This window comes from Lacrimispora amygdalina, from assembly GCF_900205965.1.
GTDB lineage: Bacteria > Bacillota > Clostridia > Lachnospirales > Lachnospiraceae > Lacrimispora > Lacrimispora amygdalina_A.
The window spans coordinates 181,829-201,860 of sequence record NZ_OAOF01000002.1; the positions used below are offsets into that span (position 1 = coordinate 181,829).

Sequence of the window (20,032 nt, forward strand, 5' to 3'; positions counted from 1 at the left end):
AACGTGGTGCATCAAAGGCAAAAAACTGCCGCACTCGGTGAACCAGTGCGACAGCTCTTTATACTTATGATTTTTGCATCAGATATCTCCATGTGGTCTCCGGCACCAGTCTTTTCACATCATGGAATCTGCCTTCCTTAACAGCTTCTCTGACTCTTGAAGCACTGATCACTTCTTCTCCCTGTATTTTTCGTTCAATCTCTATGACTTCTATTCCATACTCAGGAAGAATCTGTTTCATCGCTGTGTTATAAGAACCGGTTACTCTGCATATAGGCTCTGTTCCTGCAAAGCGTCTGGTAATCTTAAGGGGAGGAGCTATTTTTTCAGCAAACAGTTCCAGATCAAATTCACAGTTAGCTTTATCTGCAAATACTTTTTCCTTCAGATAATAAGTAGGAAAAGTTGCAGCAGAAACCATATAATTCGAAGCCTGATGAACAATGACCCGGTTTAGATCTTTCGTTCCCTGCTGAACCATCTGATAACGGTCCTCAGCGCCATAGAAGGTCCGCTTATCCGATAATACAAACACATGCAGATAGTCACACTGTTTCAAAGCTTCTTCTATTAAATACCGGTGTCCAAGTGTAAACGGATTACAGTTGGCAACAACAGCTCCAACCGTTCTCCCATAATCTTTGGCATCGATTGGTGTTATTTCCTGCACTGCCTGGATAAATTTTTCAAATCCCTGTTTTTCATTCTCCATAAACAATACAGATTTTGTACGGAACACGGTATAAAATCCTAAACTCTGAAACATTTCCTCATTCTTTGGTTTTGTATATAAGATAAGCCTGCTCCTGCCACGTTCGAACTCGTACTGAACCAGCTGAGAGACCACGCTGCCGGACAGTCCTTCTCCAAGATGATGGGGATCTACTGCAATGCACTTTAACACATTCTCTTCCACAGAACCTGCTGCAATGATTTTATAATCATCATCAAGTACACAGACACTATATTCAATTCCTTCATCATAATTCAGATTCTGACCCGCCAGAAATTCTTTTAGTTCCTCCAGCGCGCGGCCCTTAAGCGGTTTTCCTTCCAGCATAGTTCACCTGTTCACTTTCCTGTTCACACATTCTCAATTTCAGATAAAAAAATGGAGGCTGCCAGTAAATCGGCACATCCGCCGCTGCTATAGTTTTTTTCTATAAAATATGCGTCCAGTTCCATAAGTCTCTCTGTTGCTCCTCTGGCATAAGCACCGCCTGAGAGCAAAAACTCCTGCGACAGCCTCTGTACTTCCCTAAGCCCTTTGCTCCCGCACCTGGACAGGATATTTCCATCCTCCACCTGGCTCATCAGGGTAAACAGCGCCTGGATTTTTACCAGATTCCAGTTATGTCCTTCCTTCTTTCCCTGTCTTATAACCGGTAATGCCAGGTTTATCACAGAAGGATAACCATCTGCCGCCTCCCCCCTGATTCCTCTGGAACCATAAGTACATAAATTCTTTTTTCCATGGGTATCTTTGCTGTTCTTAAACTGAATCATGTCAAGTTCATTTAATAAAATATTCTTGACCATTTTTTGTTCCTGCACAATCAGACTGCGGACAGACACCTGACCATACTTTTTAAAACAGATTCCAGCAGCCGCACATAAGATACCCATGGTGAACACAGCTCCTTTATGGGTATTGACCTGCCCGGTTGCCTCATACATCGCCTTTTCAGCCTGAATTCCAATTTGCCGGATTTTAAAAAAGCAGCCTTCTGGTTTTTCAGACATCTGTAGTCCTGTTTCTGCGAATTTCCGGAAATATGGGATCAGAGCATCTGCACTTCTTAGAAAAGTAAGCAGATTCATATCCTGGTGAGCTCCACTACTCAATGGATCGACCAGTCCCGGCTTTGGCGCTGTATTAACTTCCTCCAAAAGTGCCAGTCCCGCCATGTTCCCAAGCCAGACGGCATTATCTTTACATCTCTTCTTATCTGTCTCTATCATCTAATTATCTGTAAAAGTATATTCTTTCACCTTACGGACTACATCTAAAATAGTTCCATCCCTGCTTTCGATGATACCCACAACCTTATCATCAAATTCCACTCTCTCCGGCTCTCCTACTATGGAATAAGCAATATCACGGAGTTCTTCGATTGTCTTAAAAGGAAGATCTACTCCTTTCATGCAGTCAATTAAGTCCTGTCGTTTCGGATTGATGGCAATTCCATAATCAGTCACTACTACATCAATGCTTTCACCCGGAGTGGTCACTGCAGTAACTTCTGTACAGACAGCCGGAATTCTCCCCTGTAACAGAGGAACAATTACGATGGCACACTTGGCTCCAGCAGCAGTGTCCGGATGTCCTCCCTGTGCTCCGGTTATCTCTCCGTCTGATCCGACCACTACATTGCAGTTGAAATTAACATCTACTTCAAGAGCAGCCAGAATGACAAAATCCAGTTTATTGACTACCGCACCTTTATTAAAGGGATTTGCATATTCTCCTGCAGAAATACGGAAGTGCTTTAAATCTTTTACCGATTCTACCGCATCAAGATCGAAATCCTGGGTATCTAACAGGCAATCCACCTGATCATTCGCCAACAGATCACACATGGGCTTTGTCAGGCCTCCAACGCCGAAACGCATGCGGATATTGCGCTCCTTCATGATTCTGGCCAGTGAAATGGTAGATGCAATGGATGCTCCGCCCACACCGGTCTGATAAGAAAATCCGTCTTTAAAATAAGGAGTATTTACAACAAACTGGGTGCAATAATCAGCCATCATCAGCTTTCTCATATCTGTGGTGGGTTTTGCAGCACCTGTGGCAATCTTGTCCGGATTTCCAATGGCATCTGCTACCACAACATAATCCACTTTTGTCATGCTGATATGTGCAGGAAAATTAGGAAAAGGTACCAGACAGTCGGTAATTGCTACTACCTGGTCAGCATAATCTCCATCTACAAGAGCGTAAGAGAGCACACCGCAGTTACTCTTGCCGCCAATTCCCCGGCAATTGCCGTAATCATCACAGGTAGGTGCGCCGATAAATGCAATATCAATTCTGGTTTCTCCGCTTTCAATGGCACGCACACGTCCTCCATGAGAGCGCATGATGGCTAATCCTTTTAATTTACCGGAGGAAATTGCCTTTCCGATTTTTCCTCTGACACCAGAGGACTGGATATTGGTTATGGTTCCATCTTCAATATATGGAACGATTGGGTCATGAGCCTTTCCAAGGGAGCTGGCACAAATTGTGATATCTTTAATGCCCAGGCGGTGAACCTCTTCCATTACCATGTTAACTATGTAGTCACCTTCCCGGAAGTGGTGATGAAAGCCAAGAGTCATACCATCTTTTATGTTGCATTTAATCAGCACATCATATATACTGTCTACTAATTTACTCTTCTTATTATCACTTACACACCTGGTTACCGGGCCATCCTTTTTATAGGTATATCCGTCTTTATAGTGAACGCCCTGGAATACTTCCTTTCCAGTGGCTTTTAGAACCTCTTCCGGGATATCTCTTCCAACTGCATTAATCATTTTACAAATCCCCCTTATATACGCCTGCCGCTTTGGCCATATAAATCGTACGTACTGCGCCATCATAGAATGCGATATCTATCATCTTTCCATCAACTGTAAATACACCGATTCCCTTTGCCTTTTTATCATCTATTTCTTTCACTACCTTTTCTGCAAAGATAATGTCCTTAAATGTCGGTGTAAATATTTCATGTACGATACGGATCTGTCGTGGATTTATAATTGATTTTCCGTCAAATCCCATTAAATGAATAGATTCAACCTCTTTGCGGAAACCTTCCATATCATTTAAATTGGTATACACGGTATCAAAGCACTGGACTCCGGCTGCTCTGGCTGCTATGATCATATTCTGCCTTGCACCCATGAGTTCCACTCCGGTTCCTGTAATATGTGTCTGTAAATCTTTGGTGTAATCACCGCCGGAAAGGGCGATGCCAAAAAGTCTTTCTGAGGACTCACAGATATCAAGAACCTTCATCACTCCTCTGGCTGATTCAATGGCAGCCATAATAAGCGTTCTTCCTTCCGGAATATGAAACTCCTTTTCTGCTGCAGCCACAGCTTCCTCAACCAGCTTCACATCCTCTGTCCGTTCCGTTTTTGGTATTCGTATGGAATCGCAGCCGCCTGCTACCGCACAGCGGATATCTTCCTTCCAGTAAGGAGTATCCAGAGCATTGATCCTGACCACACGTTCACACCCATGGTAATTAATTTCCCTGAGCGCATGATAAAGGGAAAAACGTGCAGCATCCTTCTGGTTTTCGGCTACTGCATCCTCCAGATCCAGCATAATGGAATCCGGTTTATAAATATAGGGGTCTTTGATCAGACCAGGCTTCTGGGCATTTAAAAACATCATGGTTCTTCTAAGTCTTTTCTTTTCCGGATTCATCATCTGACTGCTCCTCCCCATGGAAGATTATCAAATTGTCCTGCGGAACGGAACAATGCCCCTTCCACACGCGCTTTTATTGTACAATCCAGTGCCCCTTTGTCTATAACGGAAATTTTCACCTGACTGACTTCCATATTCTTAAGCGTTTCCATCACAACCTTTTTTATCTGATTACCGTATTGGTTGATAACCACACTTTCCAGGTTAAATTCTATGCCATCATCACCAGGTTCCACCGTAACCTGGCAGTCGCTGGATTCCAGTGTTCCGGCCATTGCCGGCTGCACGATTTCCATATCGCTCCTCCTTTTATTTCCGTTTTCTGTTGTAATTGATCAGGCTTCCCGCTTTTACAATCTCACGTTCTTCCTGAGTCATTTCTGTTATAAATAAATGAATTTCTTTTACAGAATCTTCCTTAATCACATAAGCCGTGATATCTGACAAGTTTTCGTTCTCCAATGCAGTCCTGATTCCAGGAACAAAAATATAGTCTCCTGTATCAAATCCCGGTTCTTCCTTCATCTGAAACGGAATCATTCCCCAGTTCATCACATTTGAGCGGTAACGTTTTGTCGCATATTCCCTGGTTATGTTGGCAAGTCCGCCAATGACTCTCTGGCAGCTGGCAGCCTGTTCCCTGGCCGAACCATCTCCTGGCTTTACAGCATAAATCATACTTCCGATTTCTGTTTCAGATAGTTCAATCTTTTTCATACCCGGAATTTTATTAATTGCTTCAAAAATGTTTGTAATCCCTGGTTCGGTATCTGCAGGCGATTTTCCCGCTGTTCTTGCTTTCTCCATACGGTCAACGCTCTTGCTTCTTTCCACATAACCCGGATCTCTTCTGGATAAGGTAAATTCAGCAAGTCCCAATGGATTTGAGCGGTAAGAAGCCGTTTCACCGGAAGGAATCAATTCATCAGTAGTTGTAACCTCATCCATAATTTTAGAACACACTTTTAAGAGAATGTTTTCTGTGAGTGCACTCATTTCCGGCCAATCCTTTATATTAGGTCCGCATACCAGTTCCTTCTCTTTTTCGCCATGGTCAAATCCCTGGTATATTCTTTTTTTATATACAGTGCTGTCGAACTGATAATCCGGAATATTTCCCCAGCAGTCTAACGTTTCTGCAGAAGTAAGAACGCCTCCGTTGGCTGCGGTGGCTGCAATGGAGCGGGCATCCATCAGTGCAACAGCTGACATCTGACCATTTCCAGGCTTAGAGCCTTCCCGGTTGGGGAAGTTTCTGGTGGTGTGACGGACACTCAGTCCGTTATGAGCCGGAGTATCACCAGCACCGAAACATGGTCCGCAGAAAGCAGTTTTTAACACGGCTCCTGCCTGCATTAGGTCAGTGACAGCACCTTTTTTTACCAGATCAATGTAAACCGGCTGTGATGAAGGATAAACAGACAGGGAGAATTCACCATAGCCGCAGTCTTTTCCCTTCAGTGCATTCGCAGCTTCCATGACATTCGTATAATTGCCTCCGGCACATCCGGCTATAATTCCCTGCTGAACCTGAAGCTTTCCATTAACTATTTTATCAGTCAGAGTAAATGCAGCCCGTCCCTTGCTTACTTTTTCCGCTTCTATCTCTACCTGCCGCAGGATATCCCCCAGGTTTTCATTCAGCTCATCAATTTCATAGGCATTGCTGGGATGAAATGGCAGTGCAATCATAGGCTTTACTGTACTTAAATCCACATATACGCAGCCATCATAATAAGCTGCAGCTGCAGGTTTTAATTCCTTAAAATCGGCTTCTCTGCCATGGGCTGACAAATAACTTTTAGTATCTTCATCTGTACTCCATATAGAGCTTAAACAGGTAGTTTCCGTTGTCATTACATCAATGCCATTACGGAAATCCGTACTCATAGAGGCGATACCTGGTCCTACGAATTCCATCACTTTATTTTTTACATAGCCATTTTTAAATACTGCACCGATAATTGCCAGCGCAATATCCTGGGGACCTACTCCCGGATTTGGCTTTCCTGTCAGATAAACGGCAATAATATCAGGGTAAGCAAGATCATAAGTGTCCGAAAGTAGCTGCTTTACCAGCTCACCGCCGCCCTCCCCAACTGCCATGGTTCCCAATGCTCCGTACCGGGTATGGGAATCAGATCCTAATATCATCTGGCCTCCGCCTGCGTGCATTTCCCTCATATACTGATGAATTACTGCGATATGAGGCGGAACGTAGATGCCCCCGTACTTTTGTGCCGCTGACAGACCAAACACATGATCATCTTCATTTATGGTACCGCCAACTGCACACAGGGAATTGTGGCAGTTGGTCAGTACGTAAGGAATCGGGAATTTATCCATACCAGATGCTTTGGCAGTCTGGATAACCCCTACAAATGTAAGATCATGGGAGGTCATGGCATCAAATTTTATTTTTAAATGAGACATGTCTTTAGAAGTGTTATGCTTCTCTAAAATGTCATAGGATATTGTCCCTCTTTTTGCTTCTTCTTTATCGGAAGGCTTTCCTGTCATGGATTGGGATTTTATGTAATCCTCCTCAGAAACAATTTCCTGACCATTAATCAGATACACTCCGCTGTCATAAAGTTTTACCACGTTTTACTCCTCCTGCTTTCTAACAATTAAGCTTTTTCATACTTCCCAATCAGCAATATGTAAATCCTTCCAGTATGAGATTGGCAGTTCTGAATCCAAATGTATCTTCCACAACTGTTTCGTTTCCTTCTACGTGGAAATCAACCCCTGCTTCCAAAATGCCGCCTGCATGACCGATGCGGATAAATTTTGTATCTGCTCCCGCTCTTAAAACCTGGTTTACTACGCTTCCTGGAATAATGGCTGCTGCTGCCGTACACATGGCACCAGTCATGGCATAAGTAGGGTGAGTCTTTTGCATTGACATCATACGTGATAAAAGATCAATGCTGCTTTCCTTTATGATCCCGCCTGAGGTGGTCTCATACTCATACGGTTCTGCCACGAAAGTCATTTTAGGAATTCCCGGCATCTCCCATGCCGATTTCTTATAGTCACTAATTAATCCCATTTTAACAGCTGCCAGTCCTCTTACAGTTTCTAATAGGTCCAGTTTTTCCTGATCAGAATCCAGCTTGGCTGGAAGCTCTTTTCCCGTGAGGCCCAGATCAGAAGCCTTTACAAATACCAGGGGATTGGCTGCATCTACAATGGATATCTCCACCTGGCCTATGCCCGGAACCTCCAGTAAATCCACAGCATTTCCCGTAGGCAGAAGCTTGCCTGAAACACTTCCTGCAGGGTCAAGAAACTTCATTTTAACAGGAGATCCTGTTCCCGGAACTCCGGCAATTGCGAAATCACCATCGTATTTTACTGCTCCGTCTTTTACCTGCACTTCTTCTTCTATCACTTTTCCAGTATTCGTATTAAACACTTTTACAATTGTGACTGGCTCAGTTATTTTTACAAGTCCCTGCTCTATGGCAAAAGGGCCTACTCCTGAAGAAATATTGCCGCAATTACCCTTGTAGCTTACCAGGGGTTTATCCACGGACACCTGCGCAAAGGTATAATCCACATCCGCATCCTCACGCTTAGATACCCCTATAATCGCAATCTTACTGGTAACGGAAGCCGCGCCTCCCAGTCCGTTAATCTGCTTTATATCAGGACTCCCCATGATTTTCATGAGAATATCATTTCTTGCCTGTTCCTCAGAGGGAAGATAATTTTCCAGTATATACACCCCTTTACTGGTACCTCCCCGCATGATGGAACAGGGAACTCTTCTTCTTTGTCTATCTAACATGACGTATCCTCCAATTAATGAATAATTCCATAAATTCCAATTGTTGCTAAAACTGCATTAGCTGCCACACAAGCCAGAGCAATCATAAACAGACGGCCAAAAAGTTTATTCTGTTCCTGATCTTTGTCCTCAGAGTTTGAAGCTGTCATATATGCGGCCAGTATCAGTCCGCCTCCGGTGGAAGCCGGGCTGAATGCAGCAGACAATGAAGAAGTGATTACAACGCTGGCAAGCTGTGCAAATCCGGCATTCCCTGTTCCTAATGTCTGGACAATCGGGCCAAGTGTGGGGATCATGGAAGGCATTACCACACCCGTTGTTGAACTGAAAAATGACAGAATAGAAGATGTCACAGCGATAATTGGTGCCGCAGTCTTTGGTGTCATGATAGACAAAAGTCCCTTAGACATCAGATCCAGTCCGCCCAGCTCTATTACAACGTTCATCAGCACGCCTACACCGCAGATTAAAATAAGTGTTCCCCATGGTACTTTTACCAAAGCTTTCTTTTCTTCCGTTACGCCTAATATTACTAATACTGCCGCTACAAAAAAAGAAGCAAGCCCCACATTGATATTCAGACCAACAACCATAACCACCATAACCAGGACACCAATGATTGTAATCCACTGTTGTCTATTGAGATGCTCTTTTACTTCCAGTAATTCATTTGTTTTATCCGCAGGTTTAATTTTCCAAATCTTATAATAAATCGAAAAACCTATCATCAGGATTGATGCCCATAAAATACAATTCCACATAACTGTAAGTTCAAATCCGGAAAAACCAGCTTCTGTTCCCAATTTGTCCATCAATACACCCGGAGGCGTTAAAGGGGACAGAGTGAAACCATTGGCCGCTACTTTGGCTGCCAGCGCAAACAACAGCGGATTTTCCCCCATGCTGACTGCAACAGTTACTGCAACGACTGTCATTAAGTTTCCTACCGGGATATTACCTGGTCCGATAATCGTCAGAATTCCCGATACTAAGAAAATGATAATCGGAACCAGATAAGTCCTCTTCCCTGCAAGCCCGATCCCTTTTTTCGCTACAAGTTCCAACGTCCCATTTACCTGCGCAACGCTGAATAAAAACGACACACCCACCAGTGTTATAAACAGTTTTGCATCAAAACCAGCCAGTACCTTACTGTCACTTAAGCCTCCCAATCTGGCAAGAATTAAGGCTGATCCAATCGCCAAAACACCTATATTGCACTTTTTTACAAACCCAATTGCCACTACTACAAACAAAAATAGAATAGATATAATATCTATGTAGTTCATGCCTGTTCCACCTCATTATTAAATTTTTTCTTAACGGTTACCATCTCTGAATTATATAATCCTATCGATAGAACCAATATAACATGTTGTAATCCATAAGTCTAATTCATGTTTTTCATAAAAACTATAGTTTCAGACTATAATTTTCTTGCGTTCTTTTATGGAATCAGGTAAAATAACTAAAGAGGTGATACCATGGATTTTAAAGATTTAAATTACGTTTTAGCTGTTGCCAGGCATCAGAATATAACCAAAGCTGCTAATTCCTTATATATTTCCCAGCCCACGCTTACAAAATTCCTGCAAAACCTGGAAAGCGACCTTGGACAGAGACTGTTTAAAAAAAATGGCAACCGCTTCATGCTCACTTATGCCGGAGAGAGGTACGTAAAAAAAGCCGGAGAGATTCTCCAGCTGAAAAAAGAATTGGACAATGAACTGTCAGATATTATTAAAAGCAATATCGGTGTATTAAACATTGCCTTTCCTGTCATGCGCGGAACCTACATGCTTCCATGTACGCTGCCTATCTTCAGAAGCCTGTATCCGAATGTTATTATTAATATTAAGGAATCTGCCTCAGCCACCCTGGAAAGTATGATCCTTTCCGGAGAGACAGACCTGGCATTTTTTAACAAACCGGTGAAAAGCCCGGAGGTGGATTATGAAGTGATCAGTCATGAAGAAATGCTTCTGATCATGTCAACCAATCATCCTCTGGCAGACCAGGGTGTAACAAAAGAGGGGTGTACCCGTCCATGGTTTGACTTAACACTGCTGCAGGATGAACGTTTCATTCTTCAGGAAACCAACCAGCGTTCACGCCAGACTGTAGATCGTGTTTTTCAGCAGGTTGGTTTTCAGCCCCAAAGGATGCTGATTACAAGCAATATCAGAGCAGGAGCAGAGCTGGTTTCAAAAAATTACGGTGTTGCTTTTGTTACCGATACACACTTAAAACATATGAATTTCCTGGATAAGCTGATGTGTTTTTCTTTTGGTACGCCTAATACAATGGTGGATTTTGTCGCCGCTTACCGAAAGGGATCCTATCTGAATTACCATGCAAATGAATATATAAAAATAGTAAAGGACTTCACATAATTAACCAGTAAAACAAAGAGCTGCCCGGCATAATGAGTGCCGGACAGCCTTTTTATATTATTTCTTAACAATAACCCGCTTATCAATGTCTTCCTTCTCTTTCGCATCCGGTTCTGCACCGATGCCTCCAAAAGGCATCTCTCCAATCAGCTTCCAATGACCCGGAATATCAAATAAACTGGCAACCGCTTCATCAATTACCGGATTATAATGCTGAAGTGATGCTCCCACACCCACTTCCCTCAAAGCAGTCCAGATATTAGACTGAAGCATACCGTTCGCCTGATTGGTCCAGACCGGAAACTTCTCTGCATAGAGAGCAAACTGATCCTGATATGATTTTACAATATCTTCATCGATGAAATAAAGAATTGTTCCATACCCATTCTTAAAGGAGTCGATCTTGCCGCGTTCTACCTGACCGCCAAATGCATCATAGACACTGTCCCACAGCTGATCCTGCTTCTCCCCCAGTGCAACCACAACTCTGGCACTCTTCATGTTAAAGGCATCCGGTGTCGCTTCTGTTACCTTCCTGATAATATCCAGAACTTCCTCTTCCGATACAGGAAGCTGGCGGTTAATATTATAATAGGTTCTTCTCTTCTCAAGGCTCTGAATAAATGACATAATATCTGTTCCTCCTTTAATTTATTTGAAACCACTAAGGAAATCATCCCTCATCCCATGTGATTTATACGTTATATTTATTTTGTTGTAAAAATAGTACCACATTATTCCACATAAGTCAATATTATTTTAACAAATTATATTTAACAAAATTATTTATATGCTCAATATGAATCAATTTCAATCACTCTGTCTACCCAGTCTCTGTAAAAAGACACTTCATGGGAGACCAGTAAAACAGTTCCGGAAAATTCAGATAATGCATCCTTTAATGCCAGTTTTGCCTGCACATCCAGATGATTCGTCGGCTCATCCATGATGAGAAAATTACAGGGTTTTCCAGTCAGCAGGCAAATCTTAACTTTTGCCTGCTCTCCTCCGCTTAAGCTTTTAATCTCCTGCATCGCATGTTTACTTGATATTCCGTTGAGCGCCAGTCTCTTCCTCACTTCCTTTCTCTCCATCAACGGAAAATAATCTGACACAATCTCCATTGGAGTGAGGCTGTCATCTTCCCACACCTGATCCTGCTCATAATACCCGATCACTGATTTTGCTGAAAAGCAATAATTACCGCTTAATGCAGGAATCTGATTCATCAGGGTTTTTAACAGGGTAGATTTTCCTGCCCCGTTAAAGCCTGTTATAACCACCTTCTCTCCCTCTTTCATAGAAAAATTCACCGAGGACAAAACCGGAAACCTGTACCCCACAGTCAGATCGGACACATTTAATTTCCCTGCTAAAGACAGACCACCCTGATCAAACCAGAAAAAAGGTCTGATTTCTTTTTGATCCAGAGCCTCCAACCGCTCCAGATGTTCAAGCTGCTTTTGCCTGCCTCTTGCCATTTTGGATTTTCTTCCCGCAATATTTTTGCGGATAAATTCTTCTGTCTTTTTAATTTTTTTCTGCTGAGCTGTATATTGCCGCGTATAATTTTCCCGTAATTGTGTTTTTTTCTCCAGGAATTCTTTATATGTCCCAAAGTATTTTACTATTTTCTTATGGTCGATATCACAGATCCAGGTTGTTGTTTTTGCAAGAAATCCCTCATCATGAGAAACAACTAAAAACGCCTGCTCAATTCCGGACAAATAATCCTGAAGCCAGACAATATGATCGTGATCCAAAAAATTGGTGGGTTCGTCTAACAGCAGCACATCCGGCTTCTCAATCAACAGCTTTGCCATCATGACTTTCGCTCTCTGACCGCCGCTCATTTCAGCAATAGGCCGTTCTGCCCCAATGGCCATAAGCCCCAGTCCCTGACAAACCAGATCAATCTGTGAATCAATCCGGTAAAAATCACGCTGTTCCAGCATCTCCTGACAGCCTGCTGCTGCCCTGAGAGCATCTTCCCTGCCACTTGCCGCGCATTCATAAAGCTCCTGCATCTTTTTCTCCAGGGTATAGAGATCACTAAATGCAGTTTTTAAAAATTCTCTCATTGTCAAACCAGTATCTATACTGGCATACTGATCCAGATATCCGATTTTCAGACCGGGATGCCATTTAACCCTGCCCTGATCCGGAATAATCTCTTCTGTACAAATTTTAATCAGGGTACTTTTTCCTGTCCCATTTTGTCCTGTAATTCCAACATGTTCTCCTTTATTAAGAACCAAATCCGTTTCATAAAATAACTGATTATCTCCAAATGAATGGGATAAGCCTGTAATTTCCAGTAAACTCACGTCTATATTCCTTCTTTCTGGTTTCTGTTTCTGATACAGGCGTATTTCCTCTTTTTATCCCAATATCCCTGTTGCTGATTTTCCAAATAAAAAACAGAAGACAAGGATATAATCTCCTCTGCCTTCTGTCTTAAATATACAACAAAAGGCCATGAACAAATAAAACATTGTCCATGACCTTTAACCGCAATAAGAAGCAGGGAAAACAGGCATCAAAAGAAGAAACAGCCTGTAACGCTGTTCTTATTGCTGCACTGCTTCCCGATGAATTCTATAAGCGTATCAGTAACCGCCATACTCTGTACAATGTTTCACCGGGTTGATTTGTACAGAGCTCATTCGTCTTGTCAATTGATCGCTAATAAAAATGCTCATATCTGCTCTCCTTATATCTGATTATCTGACTATATCACTATCTGTTTTTTCTGTCAACCAGTCATTTCTCTTTCACTCTTCCCATTTGCAGGTATCACCCTCCATACAAGAACAGTGATCACGGTGAGAAAAGAAGAGCAGATAAAATAAGGAGCCTTTCCGCCCGCCAGCTCAAACACACTTCCTCCGATAAAAGGGCCGATGATCCCGCCCAGACTGGTGCCAATCATAAATCTCCCGTAAAAATCCCCAATTGCCTGTTCCGGTACACCTTTCACAAACATGGCATCCAGAGAATAATCCTGGGCAGTAATGGCGATCTGATATAATGTCCAGATAAATGCAAAAACCGTTAGATTGGGACTGAAAACCAGAATGCCGATCAGCATGGCTGCAATCAGCGTAAATGAGAGGATTGTTTTTTTATATCCCAGCCTGTCACCAATCTGACCGATTGCAGAACTCAAAAAAGCAATCAGCAGCATAGGTAATAAAAACACAAAAGCTACAGTCCCCATATCAATACGATATACCTCCATCATATACGGAATAACCAGAACCCCTGCTATCCTTACAGGGATACAGTATAAGAAATTCAAAAACCATATTTTCTTATCCAATGGAGAATAAACTGCCTTTTCAGACCGGGAAGCCACTTCTTTTTTATAAGACGATTTCTGGAACACTACACAGATCAGAGAGATTAGCGCAAAAGCAGCACTAATTAAAAAAAACTGACTCCAGCCCTCTAAAAAATCAGAACGGTTAAACACATAAAAAGTGAGTCCGATTCCTAACAGTCCCCCTAATTGCCGGTTCCCGCCAAATCTTCCAAGTCCCTGTGCAAAACTGGTTTTTTCCGCCGTGATCAGGCTGACTGCAGAAATTGTCAGAAGAATTCCCGCTGCCCCCTGTACCATTCTGGCAGCCAGTAAGTATCCCATGCTTCTTGCCTCTGCTAATAATAAATAAGCCAGTCCATACAAAAGCAGAGCACAGCACAGCACCAGAAAACGACTGAAGCGATCAGAAATCTTTCCAATGACCAGCCTCATAACCAGTCCTGAGAATGAATAAACAGAGAATAAAATGCTTAACTGAAATACGGAATACCCCAGTTCTTTTGTATATGCTGGCAGCAAAGCCTCAAAAACAAGGCAGGGCAAGGATACCAGAATAATGGATATTGCGACTTTTTCATACTTCATACTTCTTCCCCCTGACAGTTTTACCCAAAGACCATGTCTAAATCCTTTGTAATTAATTTATCCAGAAAGCCGCTTCCTGCCATATCGTAAAGTATCTTAATGGCCTGAGTGTGAGTCAGGCCCTTCCTGTAAGGACGTTCTTCCGTAAGAGCCTGGTATACATCCAGGCACCCCATCAGACGGGAATTAAAATCCAGTTCATCACCGGTCTTGCCAAAAGGATATCCCTTCCCATTGAGTTTCTCATGATGGTTGGAAGCCCATTCCGTAATATCTTCAAAGCCCCTGATGTTCTCAAGAGCGACTCTGGTATAATACACGTGTTTTTTTACTGTCTCAAATTCCTCCGCAGTCAGGGCACGGGGAACATCAAGAATGCTGTTTGGCACAGCCAGCTTACCTAAATCATGTAAGTCAGCCGCAATAATCAGCCTGGCAGTTTCCTCCTGATCCTTATGATAATATTGTGCCATCCTTGCCGCTTTTTCCGCCAGCCCTTTGGAGTGGCGTCTGGTAAAGCTTGATTTAGAATCAACGATTCTGGAAAAAACGCCGGTAACCTGACGGATTTTATCCAGGGGCACCTCCAGAAAAAAGGACGGAACCGAAGCTTTTAGAGCCTGTTCCAGCTTATCATCAGAAAGGTTTTCCCAGACAGACCTTTCGTTTGCCATCTGATGCAGGACTAAAGCAATCCTTTGAGATACCATGCCTGATTCACATCCGGACACCCATTTTAACACCCTTTCCTGACAATAATCTCCGCCGGCATTTTTAAAATGATTTTCAAAACTGTCAGCTGCAGCTATAATCTGGGAAATAAGCGGTATCTTATCGCCTTTTAAGCCGAAAAAACCATTTCCGTCATAGCGCTCATGATGGTAAAGAATCACATCCTCAGGCTCTGTAAGAAACGGGTAGTCTTTTACATTCTTTTCTCCAATCACACAATGTCCTCTGGAACCTTCAAATTTCGTCACTGCATGATCCCATTCCTGGGGAAGCTGTTCATAGAGACTTGATTCACTTAAACCGTTATCATGGAGAATGGAAAGCGCAGCTGCATCATAAACCTCTTCTTCCGATAAATTCAGTCTTCTTGCTATACATAAGGTCAGATAAGCAGTTCTCTTTCCATGATTCGACTGCATTCCCAGCCGGTCCATCTCAACAAAGTCCAATGCAAACGAAACAGCTATCAGGAAATCATTTAAGCTGAATTGCATGTTGTATCGGCTCCTTCCATATCCATTCCAGTTGTATTACTGATGTATTGGTAATTATTGCATAATAAGATCATTGTAAATCAGGGTGGAATGTCTGTCAACCTGATTGGACTTAAATCATGCTCCTCCCCCTCCCGTGAGGGATCAGTAAAGGTGTACCGAATATAGGATCTGTTGAAATCACACACTCCAGATGAAATACCTCCCTCACGGTCTCTGCAGTCATGACCTCTTCCGGAACTCCTTCCGCATATACCCTGCGATTGCTTAATGCAACCATATGGTGACCGTAACGGCAGGAAAGATTCAAATCGTGAAGAACCATAACTATGGTTCTCCCTTCTCTGGCATTCAGCTCAAAAAGCAGATCCAGCACCTCTATCTGATGAGCCAGATCCAGATAAGTGGTAGGCTCATCAAGGAGCAGATACTCCGTTCCCTGTGCAAGAGTCATGGCAATCCAGGCGCGCTGGCGCTGACCGCCGGAAAGAGAATCCACGGTCCTGTCTGCGATATCTGCCACATTGGTATCAGCCATGGCTTTCTTCACCATTTCCTCGTCCTGTCTGGTCCATTGCCCCATAAAATTCTGATGGGGATACCTGCCCTGCCTTACCAGCTGGGAAACAGTCAATCCCTCAGGTGCAGTCGGTCCCTGAGGCAATACGGCAAGCTTTCTGGCCACAGCTTTTGTAGACATTTTAAAAATATCCTGTCCGTCCAGAACCACCGTCCCTTCGCAGGGTCTTAATAAACGGCAGAGAGATTTTAGCAGTGTGGATTTACCGCATCCGTTGCTTCCCACAAGTATGGTGATCTTCCCTTTTGGGATATGCAGATTTAATTCTTCTATAATAAACTGATCTCCGTAGGACAGAGATAATTGATTGGTGGATAATTCATTCATGTCTGTTCTCCTGTCAATTGGTCTGATTGCGGCTGCAGTAAAGCTGATAGATAAAAAACGGCGCTCCGATTGCGGCAGTAAACACTCCTGCCGGCACATCAACCGGCAGAAATACCGTTCTTGCAACGGTATCGGAAATCAGCAGGATCAATGCGCCGATGAGCGCTGAGGCAGGCAGCAGAAAAGCGTGCTCTGTTCCCACCAGACGGCGCCCCATATGAGGCGCAATAAGCCCGATAAATCCAATTGCCCCTGCCACTGCAGCCGCGCCTCCTGATAAAGCAGCACTGAGTAAAATGATAACAGCCCTGTGTCTCTGTAAATGTGCACCCAGACCTGCTGCCACCTCATCTCCCAGTCCCTGCACATCAATATGGCGGGCGTATGTCATGGAAAAGAGAAAGCAGATGGAAAACCAGGTCAAAAGCAGCCGCACATCCTTCCAGTCTGCACCATAAACACTGCCAACCATCCACAGATAAGCCTTATCTGCAGCTGCGTTTTTGCTTTTGGAAAGCAGCAGAGTTGTCAGAGCACTGGTCACAGACGACACCCCGATTCCCACAAGAATCAGACGGATGGGGGTGACCCCTTTCTTAAATGCCAGCACATAGACAAGAGCAGCGGCGGCAAGAGCTCCTGAAAACGAGGCTATGGAAAGAAAAGCAGTCCCTCCGTCAGGAAAAAAATTAAGAAACAGAACGGCAAAGAGACTTCCTCCCCCGGTGATACCGATTACATTAGGTGCCGCAAGAGGATTCCTTATAGTTCCCTGAAGCAGTGCTCCGGATACCCCAAGAGCCGCGCCTGCAAGAACTGCAGTTGTTGCACGTGGAAGCCGTATGGTCTCCAGAATCATTTTTACCCGACCGTCAGACATACCGAAAATTCCCAGGAAAACGGTTTTAGGTGATAGAAACAGAGATCCGGTACATACGCATGCCGCATAAGCCGCAGCAAGTATTATAAGAAGTACAAGCAGCTTTCTTTTAGGGGCTGATGCCCCTTTTGCATTTATAGTCTTAAAAAATAATCTCATTGTCTGCCTTTCCCCCCTTTTCTTGCAATGCAGATAAAAAATGGTGCGCCAATGAGAGCCGTCATTACTCCTACCGGCGCCTCGGAAGGCACGACGATAAACCGGGCCAGAATATCAGCGCAAAGTAAAAGAGCCGCTCCCAGTACTGAGCTGTAGGGAATGATCCACCTGTGATCCTGCCCCACAAGATTTCTGGACAAATGGGGAACTACCAGACCTACAAATCCGATGGAACCTGCAGCAGCTACAGAACTGCCTGCTAATAGTATAATGGAAACTCCCATCATTATTTTAACCAGCACTGTGCGCTGGCCCAGCCCTTTTGCCACATCATCTCCTGCAGATAAAATATTGACAGGAACCGAAAGCAGCAGGGCCAGAAGCATTCCTGCTGCCATATAGGGAACCACCATCATCTGCTGCTTCATATCACGGCCCGCAATCCCTCCTGCCAACCAGGATAGGGTATTGCGGATTCCCGATTCGCTTAAAACCAGAATCCCCTGCGTAAAAGAGGAAAAAAGTGCAGTAATGGCTGATCCGGCCAGCACGATCTTAACAGGCGTCAGTCCGTCTCTCCCCACCGATCCCAGAACGTATACGCAAACAGCAGAAAGAGCAGCACCTGCAAAAGCAGCCCATAAAATACATTCTGCTGGCAGACTTACTGTAAAGGAAGAAGCGAGCACCGCAAAAAAAACGGCGCCTGAATTAATGCCCAGGATACTGGGGGAAGCCAGCGGATTTCTGGTCAGTGCCTGGGTTAACGCACCGGCAGCGCCTAAGCTTCCTCCCACCAGCATGGCTGTGACCGCTCTCGGAAGCCTGGTATGTATAACAAGTATATGCTCCGTTAAACCGGGATCAAAATGAATAAACGCCTGAACTACCTCATGAAGGGAAATAGAATAAGTACCAAGAGATACGCTGGCGCCAAAGCAGAACACCATTCCTGCAAGAAGTCCTGTTAAAACCGCTGTTTTTTGTGTTGTGGTCCGCAGCCAAGCCATATGCCTTTCTCCCTTTCCTTTATTCTACTCCGTAAAATTCATATACTTCATCAAGCATATGCATGGCTGCCTGAGGGCCGCCGCCGCTGTTCCAGTATACAGAGTTAACCGGATATACCTGATTATTTTTTACTGCTGTCAAATTGGACCACAGCGGATTAGAAGTCCATTTATCACGGTTGCTTACATTTTCAGCCTCATTTAGGTTGGTCTGATCAAAAATCAGATCTGCCTCCATCTGGGGAATTGCTTCCTCGGACTGCAGCATACCCCCCACTCCGATTTCTTGTGGCTTTCCGGTCGTTCAATCCCCATATCATCAAGCACGGTGGCTGCAAAACCTGTATAAACAATTCGGGCATGATCCGCTCGGAAATCGATGACTGCTACCTTGGTATTCTTGATTTGATCAGCTGCCTTTTCTTTGAAATAAGAGGTTTTTTCATTCCATTCTGTTAAAAATTCTTCTCCCTTTTCTTCCTTGTTCAGTGCCTTCGCGCAGATATTTAAGGTATCCTTCCACTGGTAGACCTCTTTTACCATGACAGTGGGAGCAATTTCAGTAAGCTGGGAATATATTTTTTCATGACGGACTTTGGAAGCAATAATTAAATCCGGCTTTAACGCGATGATTTCCTCTAAGTTCGGCTGTGTTTCTATTCCTAAATTCACCACTCCATCCATCTGCCCCCTTAAGTATTCATAAACCGGTTTTTCCGCCCAGGATTCTACTGCACCAAGAGGCTTTACTCCAAGAAGCAGGGCGCTGTCAGTTGCTCCCTGAAACAGTGTTACAACTCTAAGAGGAGTACCCTCAATTTCCGTTGTTCCCATGGCATGTTCGATTACTCTGGAAGACCCCTCTCCTGTTTTTTCAGCCGCTGCTGTTTCTGCTGCGGTACTCTCCCCACTGGTTCCAGATGACCCGCAGCCGGATACAAGGGCAGTGAGTACCATAAGTCCGGTAAAAAGCTTTATCAGTTTCAATATTGTACACTCCTTTATCTCTTATTGATTTCTTTTCTCATTAGTTAGTTATTGCTAACTCACAGAAATACTTGTACAGTCTAACATCTGATATGACGTATGTCAACACAGGGCAGTTGAGATAAAATATCAATGAAGATATTAATGGCCTGCATGCTTATTACCGGAGTCTTTCTCATAACTAAGCCGTTAAGTTTTTAATTATATAGCTTTGTCAAACTTATATTCATGTACAGAAATTTGCGGTTATATAAATAAAAAAGAAATGTCTTTGCTGATATATGGCTATATATCCAACAGAAACATTTCTTTTTCAGCTTGTGATTCATGGATAC

The 20,032-nt window shown here is 43.6% G+C and carries 18 protein-coding genes; 1 reads left to right on the top strand and 17 read right to left on the bottom strand.

Going from position 1 to position 20,032, the window contains the following annotated elements; genetic code table 11:
- Window positions 1-64: 64 nt before the first annotated feature.
- From citC to CRO04_RS03620, 8 genes are read right to left on the bottom strand one after another with little or no spacing between them, the layout of a single operon-like run.
- On the bottom strand, window positions 65-1,060 hold the full coding sequence (gene citC / locus CRO04_RS03585) for a [citrate (pro-3S)-lyase] ligase (RefSeq protein ID WP_097002860.1): 996 nt from the start codon (window positions 1,058-1,060) through the stop codon (window positions 65-67).
- Window positions 1,061-1,083: 23 nt separating this feature from the next.
- Window positions 1,084-1,962 carry a triphosphoribosyl-dephospho-CoA synthase CitG gene (gene citG, locus CRO04_RS03590; protein ID WP_097002861.1) on the bottom strand — a complete coding sequence of 293 codons (879 nt, stop codon included), beginning with the start codon at window positions 1,960-1,962 and terminating at the stop codon, window positions 1,084-1,086.
- Complete coding sequence (gene citF, locus CRO04_RS03595) at window positions 1,963-3,525, bottom strand: citrate lyase subunit alpha (RefSeq protein ID WP_097002862.1); 1,563 nt, start codon at window positions 3,523-3,525, stop codon at window positions 1,963-1,965.
- Window position 3,526: 1 nt separating this feature from the next.
- Window positions 3,527-4,429 (bottom strand): aldolase/citrate lyase family protein, encoded by a 903-nt coding sequence (locus CRO04_RS03600; protein ID WP_207654388.1) that lies wholly within the window; start codon window positions 4,427-4,429, stop codon window positions 3,527-3,529.
- Window positions 4,426-4,725, bottom strand: coding sequence for a citrate lyase acyl carrier protein (citD, locus tag CRO04_RS03605; RefSeq protein WP_097002863.1), 300 nt, complete (start codon window positions 4,723-4,725; stop codon window positions 4,426-4,428). The genes CRO04_RS03600 and citD overlap by 4 nt, the downstream gene beginning before the upstream one ends.
- 13 nt (window positions 4,726-4,738) lie before the next feature.
- Window positions 4,739-7,033 (bottom strand): hydratase, encoded by a 2,295-nt coding sequence (locus CRO04_RS03610; protein ID WP_097002864.1) that lies wholly within the window; start codon window positions 7,031-7,033, stop codon window positions 4,739-4,741.
- A gap of 49 nt (window positions 7,034-7,082) precedes the next feature.
- Window positions 7,083-8,225 carry a 2-methylaconitate cis-trans isomerase PrpF family protein gene (locus CRO04_RS03615; RefSeq protein ID WP_097002865.1) on the bottom strand — a complete coding sequence of 381 codons (1,143 nt, stop codon included), beginning with the start codon at window positions 8,223-8,225 and terminating at the stop codon, window positions 7,083-7,085.
- Window positions 8,226-8,239: 14 nt separating this feature from the next.
- Window positions 8,240-9,514, bottom strand: a complete 1,275-nt coding sequence (locus tag CRO04_RS03620) for an SLC13 family permease (RefSeq protein ID WP_097002866.1) — start codon at window positions 9,512-9,514, stop codon at window positions 8,240-8,242.
- Window positions 9,515-9,709: 195 nt separating this feature from the next.
- On the opposite strand from CRO04_RS03620, the gene CRO04_RS03625 reads away from it, so the two are divergent.
- On the top strand, window positions 9,710-10,618 hold the full coding sequence (locus tag CRO04_RS03625) for a LysR family transcriptional regulator (protein ID WP_097002867.1): 909 nt from the start codon (window positions 9,710-9,712) through the stop codon (window positions 10,616-10,618).
- A 57-nt stretch (window positions 10,619-10,675) separates the two neighbouring features.
- Here CRO04_RS03625 and CRO04_RS03630 read toward each other — a convergent pair whose 3' ends face one another.
- The 9 genes from CRO04_RS03630 to CRO04_RS03665 form a co-directional block, all read right to left on the bottom strand.
- The gene (locus tag CRO04_RS03630) at window positions 10,676-11,248 is read right to left on the bottom strand and encodes a nitroreductase family protein (protein WP_097002868.1); all 573 of its coding nucleotides are present in this window, start codon (window positions 11,246-11,248) and stop codon (window positions 10,676-10,678) included.
- A 164-nt stretch (window positions 11,249-11,412) separates the two neighbouring features.
- The gene (locus CRO04_RS03635) at window positions 11,413-12,945 is read right to left on the bottom strand and encodes an ABC-F family ATP-binding cassette domain-containing protein (protein WP_097002869.1); all 1,533 of its coding nucleotides are present in this window, start codon (window positions 12,943-12,945) and stop codon (window positions 11,413-11,415) included.
- Window positions 12,946-13,373: 428 nt separating this feature from the next.
- A complete protein-coding gene (locus CRO04_RS03640) occupies window positions 13,374-14,528 on the bottom strand; it encodes an MFS transporter (RefSeq protein ID WP_097002870.1) in 1,155 nt (384 codons plus the stop codon).
- Between the two features lie 20 nt (window positions 14,529-14,548).
- Window positions 14,549-15,754, bottom strand: coding sequence for an HD-GYP domain-containing protein (locus CRO04_RS03645; protein ID WP_097002871.1), 1,206 nt, complete (start codon window positions 15,752-15,754; stop codon window positions 14,549-14,551).
- A 112-nt stretch (window positions 15,755-15,866) separates the two neighbouring features.
- Window positions 15,867-16,661 carry an ABC transporter ATP-binding protein gene (locus CRO04_RS03650; RefSeq protein WP_097002872.1) on the bottom strand — a complete coding sequence of 265 codons (795 nt, stop codon included), beginning with the start codon at window positions 16,659-16,661 and terminating at the stop codon, window positions 15,867-15,869.
- A 13-nt stretch (window positions 16,662-16,674) separates the two neighbouring features.
- Window positions 16,675-17,700: a FecCD family ABC transporter permease gene (locus CRO04_RS03655; protein WP_097002873.1), complete on the bottom strand. Its 1,026-nt coding sequence runs from the start codon at window positions 17,698-17,700 to the stop codon at window positions 16,675-16,677.
- On the bottom strand, window positions 17,697-18,710 hold the full coding sequence (locus tag CRO04_RS03660; protein WP_097002874.1) for a FecCD family ABC transporter permease: 1,014 nt from the start codon (window positions 18,708-18,710) through the stop codon (window positions 17,697-17,699). The genes CRO04_RS03655 and CRO04_RS03660 overlap by 4 nt, the downstream gene beginning before the upstream one ends.
- Window positions 18,711-18,729: 19 nt before the next feature.
- Window positions 18,730-18,978, bottom strand: a complete 249-nt coding sequence (locus tag CRO04_RS26520) for a hypothetical protein (protein WP_207654389.1) — start codon at window positions 18,976-18,978, stop codon at window positions 18,730-18,732.
- On the bottom strand, window positions 18,933-19,697 hold the full coding sequence (locus CRO04_RS03665; protein ID WP_207654390.1) for an ABC transporter substrate-binding protein: 765 nt from the start codon (window positions 19,695-19,697) through the stop codon (window positions 18,933-18,935). Before CRO04_RS03665 ends, CRO04_RS26520 begins: the two co-directional genes overlap by 46 nt.
- Between the last annotated feature and the right edge of the window lie 335 nt (window positions 19,698-20,032).